Consider the following 5,120-nt stretch of genomic DNA (forward strand, 5'->3'; position numbering starts at 1 on the left):
GACCATTCCTGCTCACGAAGTGCTGGGGCTACGCGGTGCGACGGCGCCGCGCGACCTCCCACAGGGTGACACTCGCGGCGATGCCGGCGTTCAGGGACTCGGTGGCGCTCGAGATCGGGATCGACACGATGGCGTCGCAGGTCTCGGTGACCAGGCGCGACAGGCCCTTGCCCTCGGAACCGACGACGATCACGATCGGACGGTCGGCAAGCTCGAGGCCGTCGAGCTCCACGTCACCGTCGCCGTCCAGGCCGAGGACGAACAGGCCCATCGACTTGAGCGACTTCAGGGTCTGCGTGAGGTTCGGGGCCATCGCGACGGGGGTGCGTGCCGCGGCACCGGCCGAGGTCTTCCACGCCGACGCCGTCACGCCGACCGAACGACGCTGCGGCACGATGACGCCGTGTCCGCCGAACGCCGCGGTCGAGCGGATGATCGCGCCGAGGTTGCGGGGGTCGGTGATGCCGTCGAGTGCGACGAGCAGCGGGACCTGGTCACGCGAGAAGGCCTGCTCGACGATGTCCTCGGAGACGGCGTACTGGTACGCCGGCACCTTGAGGGCGACGCCCTGGTGCACGCTGTCGTGTCCGGTGATGCGGTCGAGCTCGGGACGCATGAGCTCGATGATCGGCACACCGCGGTGGTTGGCGAGCGCGAGGATCTCCTTCACGCGGTCGTCGACCTCGATGCGCGACGCGATGTAGAGCGTCGACGACGGGGTCTTCGTGCGCAGGGCCTCGAGCACGGAGTTGCGCCCGGTCACCAGCTCGGAGTCGTCGGTCTTGCGTGCCGGCGGACGGCCCGTGCGACCCTGCGGGGTGCTCGAGGAACCGTGCCGGCCCTTGGCCGCCTCGAAGCGGTCCTTCGCGGCCTTGCGCTTGCCGGCCGGGTGGTACGGGCGGTCCTCGGCCTTCGGGGTCGGCTTGCGACCCTCGAGCGCCTGGGCGCCCTGTCCGCCGGAACCGACCTGCTTGTTGCCCTTGCGACCGGTGCGGACGGCGCCGGGCCGACCCTTCTTGCTTCCCGAGACGTTCTTCATGCGTAGCTCCTGTTCGGCACTGCCGTGTTCAGGCGATGCTCCAGCGTGTTCCGGACGGCGTGTCCTCGATCGTGATGCCCGCGGCGGCGAGGTCGTCGCGCACGCGGTCGGCCGCGGTGAAGTCCCGTGCTGCCCTGGCGTCCGCGCGCTCCTGCACGAGGCGTTCGACGAGGGCGGCGAGCGGGCCTGCCGAGGTGTCGTGGCCGCCGCCCGACCAGTGGGCGGCTCGCGGGTCGATGCCGAGCACCTCCACCATCGCAGCCACCTGATGGTACGCGGTCCCGAGCGTTTCCGCATCGTCGGCGTCCAGGGCGGCGTTGCCGGTGCGCACGGTCTCGTGCAGCACGGCCAGGGCCTGGGGTACGGAGAGGTCGTCGTCCATGGCCGCGGCGAAGGTCTCGGGCACGGCCGGGGCGTCGGCGAGGTGGACGCCCTCGAGCCGGGTCTCGGCGCGCTCGAGGAACCCGCCGATGCGGTCGTACGCAGCCTCGGCCTCGGCCAGGGAGCCCTCGTGGTGATCGATCGACGAGCGGTAGTGGGCGGCACCGAGGAAGTACCGGACGACGGCGGGACGAGCGGATCCGAGGAAGTCCGCCGCGAAGATCGAGTTGCCGAGCGACTTCGACATCTTCTGGCCCTCGACGGTCACCAGGCCGTTGTGCAGCCAGTACGACGCGAACGGGTCCCCGGCGGCCGTGGACTGCGCCAGCTCGTTCTCGTGGTGCGGGAAGCGCAGGTCGAGCCCGCCGCCGTGGATGTCGAACGCGGGGCCGAGGTACCGGCGCGACATCGCCGAGCACTCGATGTGCCAGCCCGGACGGCCGGCGCCCCACGGGGAGTCCCAGTTGGCCGTCGACGGCTCGCCGGGCTTCGCACCCTTCCAGAGCGCGAAGTCACGGGCGTCGCGCTTGCCACGCGGATCGGCGTCGGCGGCCTCGACCATGTCCTCGCGCCGCTGCCGGGTGAGCACCCCGTAGTCGGCCCAGCTGCCGGTGTCGAAGTAGACGTCACCCGAGCCGTCGTCGGCGGCGTAGGCGTGCCCGCGGTCGATGAGGCGCTGGATGATCTCGTGCATCTGCGGCACGCTCGCGGTGGCGCGGGGCTCGTACGTCGGGGGCAGGATGCCGAGGGCGTTGTACGCGGCCGTGAACTCGAGCTCGACCCGGTAGGCGCGGGCGAACCACTCCTCGTCCGTGCCCGCAGCCAGGTCGAGGACCTTGTCGTCGATGTCGGTGACGTTGCGCACCAGGGTCACCCGGTACCCACGGTGGGTGAGCCACCGGCGCCAGATGTCGTAGACGAGCGCGGACCGCAGGTGCCCGATGTGCGGCGACGACTGCACCGTCGGACCACAGACGTAGACGCTCACGTGTCCGTCGACCAGGGGCACGAGGTCGACGACGGCTGCGGCGCGGGAGTCGTAGAGGCGAACGGTCACGCCTCAACCCTAATCGGCGCGGGGCCGCGGTTTCAGGAGGGACGCACGAGTGCCGTGGCGATCGCCGCGAGCCCCTCGCCACGGCCGGTGAACCCGAGCCCGTCGGTCGTCGTGCCGGACACGGCGACGGGCGCACCGACGACCGCGGACAGGGCGTCCTGCATCTCGTCGCGGCGGCGGCCGATGCGCGGCCGGTTGCCGATGACCTGCACGGTGACGGACACCGGCACGAGCCCGGCGTCCGCGAGCAGCGCGACCGCGCCGCGGACGAAGACGTCGCCAGTGGCACCGGCGTACTGCGGGTCGGCGGTGCCGAAGCGTCCGCCGATGTCGCCGAGGCCCCCGGCGGAGAGCAGGGCATCACACACCGCGTGCGCCACCGCGTCACCGTCGCTGTGCCCGGAGAGGCCGGGTTCGCCGGGGAAGTCGAGCAGCCCGACACGGCAGGGCGAGGCGTCGTCGAAGGCGTGCACGTCGACCCCGAGCCCGAGTCGGACCGCGACGACGGCGTCGGGCGTCCCCGCACCGGCACCGGCACCGGCACCACCGGCCGCCTCGGTCCGCGCCCGCACGATCGACTCGGCCCGGCCGAGGTCCCACGGCGTCGTGATCTTGAAGGCGTCGGCGTCACCCGGCACAAAGCGCACGGTGCCCCCGACGGCCTGGAACACCCCGGCATCGTCCGTCTCGGACTGCGACGACACCGCGTACGCACGCCGCAGTGCCGCGAGCGGGAAGCCCTGCGGCGTCTGCACCCCGACGAGCGCCGCACGGTCGACGGTCTCGACGACGACGTCACCGTCGACCCGCTTGACCGTGTCCGTGACGGGGAGCGCCGGCACGACGCCCGCACCGTCACCGGCGGCGACGGCGTCGAACACCCGCGAGAACTGTGCCGCGGGCGTGAGGCACCGCGCCGCGTCGTGCACGAGCACCGTGGTGACGGAGTCCGGCAGGACGGCCAGGCCGGCCTCGACCGACCCGTGGCGATCCGCGCCTCCTGGGACGACGGCCGTGTACGCGACAGCCGCTCCCGCGACCGAACCGACCACCTGCCGGCACTCGTCGAGGTGCGACGCGGGTGCGACCACGACGACGAGCGTCGGTGACGGCAAGGCGAACAGGGGTTCGAGCGCCCGCGCGAGCATCAGCGCACCGGCCACGGGCACGAACGCCTTCGCGGTCCCGATGCCGAGCCGGGTGCCGGAACCGGCCGCAACGACGACGACCGCCCGGTCCACCCCTTCGGGGAACCGTGCGGTCGTCGTTCGTGCTGTCGCGTTCAGTGCGCTGTCGTCAGGCTCAGGAAGCCAGGACCTCGTCGAGGACGGTCGATGCCTTGTCCTCGTCGGTCTTCTCGGCCAGCGCGAGCTCGGAGATCAGGATCTGCCGGGCCTTGGCCAGCATCCGCTTTTCACCCGCGGAGAGCCCGCGGTCCTGATCGCGCCGCCAGAGGTCGCGGACGACCTCGGACACCTTGATGACGTCACCGGAAGCGAGCTTCTCGAGGTTCGCCTTGTAGCGGCGTGACCAGTTGGTGGGCTCTTCCGTGAACGGCGCCCGGAGGACCTCGAACACCTTGTCGAGTCCTTCCTTGCCGATCACGTCGCGGACGCCGACCAGGTCGACGTTGTCCGCCGGGACCTCGATCGTCAGGTCACCCTGCGTCACCCGCAGTTTCAGGTAGACCTTTTCCTCGCCCTTGATGACGCGAGTCTTGACTTCAGAGATGGTTGCCGCCCCGTGATGGGGGTAGACGACGGTCTCGCCGACCTCGAATTGCATGTATCAGGCTCCGTTCCCAGACATCCAGTTTACCACAAGGGCCGTTCCGGTAAGGGGACCCTCAACGCTCACCCCTCCCGGTGATCGCTAGGATGGGCGCGGGGACCGCCCGGTCTCCATCGTGACTTACGGAGGAATCTCTTGCGACCTCGGGTACTCGTGTCCGTCGCCGTTGCGGCAACCATCGCGCTCGGCGCCACCGGGTGCGAGTTCATGTCGCCGGCCCACACCGTCGACATCAAGCAGATCACCGACGGCGTGGACGTCTCGACCGGCAAGGTCGACGTGCGGAACGCCCTCCTGATCTCGGACGACGGTGAGAGCGCCCGCTTCATCGGCACGCTGGTGAACAACGACGACCAGGACGACTACACCGTCTCGATCGAGATCGGCGGCGACACCCAGACCGTCGACGTGCCGGCCAACACCCACGTCGACCTCGCCATGGCCGCGGGTGCGGGCAGCGACGACGAGTCGAGCGTGCAAGAGGGCGACACCACGCAGGGCACCACCGCCGGTGACGCCGAGCCGATCGTGTTCGACAACGCGGACGCGAAGCCCGGTTCGCTCGTGAAGGTCTACTTCAGCTACCCCGACGCCGAGGGCACCTCGGCCAACGTGCCGGTGCTGACGAGCTCGCAGGAGGAGTACCAGACCCTCGCGCCGAGCCCGACCCCGACGCCCACCTCGACGTCCCCGTCCGAGAGCGGCGCACAGTCGACCGGCGAGGCCGTGCCCGGCACGCAGCCGACGGACTCGCAGACGGATTCGTCCGAGGGCGACAACGGCACCAACTGACGCCGACGGGCGCGGCTGACACCGCGCCCGGATCGTTCGCACAGGAGGCCCGGTGCGAGT

At 71.0% G+C, this 5,120-nt stretch carries 5 protein-coding genes; 1 reads left to right on the forward strand and 4 read right to left on the reverse strand.

Translation table 11 applies throughout. From position 1 onward, the window contains the following. Nucleotides 1–28: 28 nt before the first annotated feature. The 4 genes from rlmB to BIU91_RS14880 all read right to left on the reverse strand — a co-directional run bounded on the left by rlmB (nt 29) and on the right by BIU91_RS14880 (nt 4,262). Nucleotides 29–1,039 (reverse strand): 23S rRNA (guanosine(2251)-2'-O)-methyltransferase RlmB, encoded by a 1,011-nt coding sequence (gene rlmB / locus BIU91_RS14865; RefSeq protein ID WP_027466607.1) that lies wholly within the window; start codon nt 1,037–1,039, stop codon nt 29–31. Between the two features lie 28 nt (nt 1,040–1,067). Beyond that, nucleotides 1,068–2,477: a cysteine--tRNA ligase gene (gene cysS / locus BIU91_RS14870; RefSeq protein ID WP_071406112.1), complete on the reverse strand. Its 1,410-nt coding sequence runs from the start codon at nt 2,475–2,477 to the stop codon at nt 1,068–1,070. 32 nt (nt 2,478–2,509) lie between these two features. Continuing rightward, complete coding sequence (gene ispD, locus BIU91_RS14875; RefSeq protein WP_071406113.1) at nt 2,510–3,718, reverse strand: 2-C-methyl-D-erythritol 4-phosphate cytidylyltransferase; 1,209 nt, start codon at nt 3,716–3,718, stop codon at nt 2,510–2,512. Between the two features lie 61 nt (nt 3,719–3,779). Next, nucleotides 3,780–4,262 carry a CarD family transcriptional regulator gene (locus tag BIU91_RS14880; RefSeq protein ID WP_017888066.1) on the reverse strand — a complete coding sequence of 161 codons (483 nt, stop codon included), beginning with the start codon at nt 4,260–4,262 and terminating at the stop codon, nt 3,780–3,782. Nucleotides 4,263–4,403: 141 nt separating this feature from the next. Between BIU91_RS14880 and BIU91_RS14885 the strand changes: the two genes are divergently transcribed. Next, entirely contained in the window at nt 4,404–5,060 is a 657-nt protein-coding gene (locus BIU91_RS14885) for a hypothetical protein (RefSeq protein ID WP_128780543.1), read from the forward strand. Nucleotides 5,061–5,120 lie beyond the last annotated feature (60 nt).

This window comes from Curtobacterium sp. MMLR14_002 (assembly GCF_001864975.1).
Taxonomy (GTDB): domain Bacteria; phylum Actinomycetota; class Actinomycetes; order Actinomycetales; family Microbacteriaceae; genus Curtobacterium; species Curtobacterium flaccumfaciens.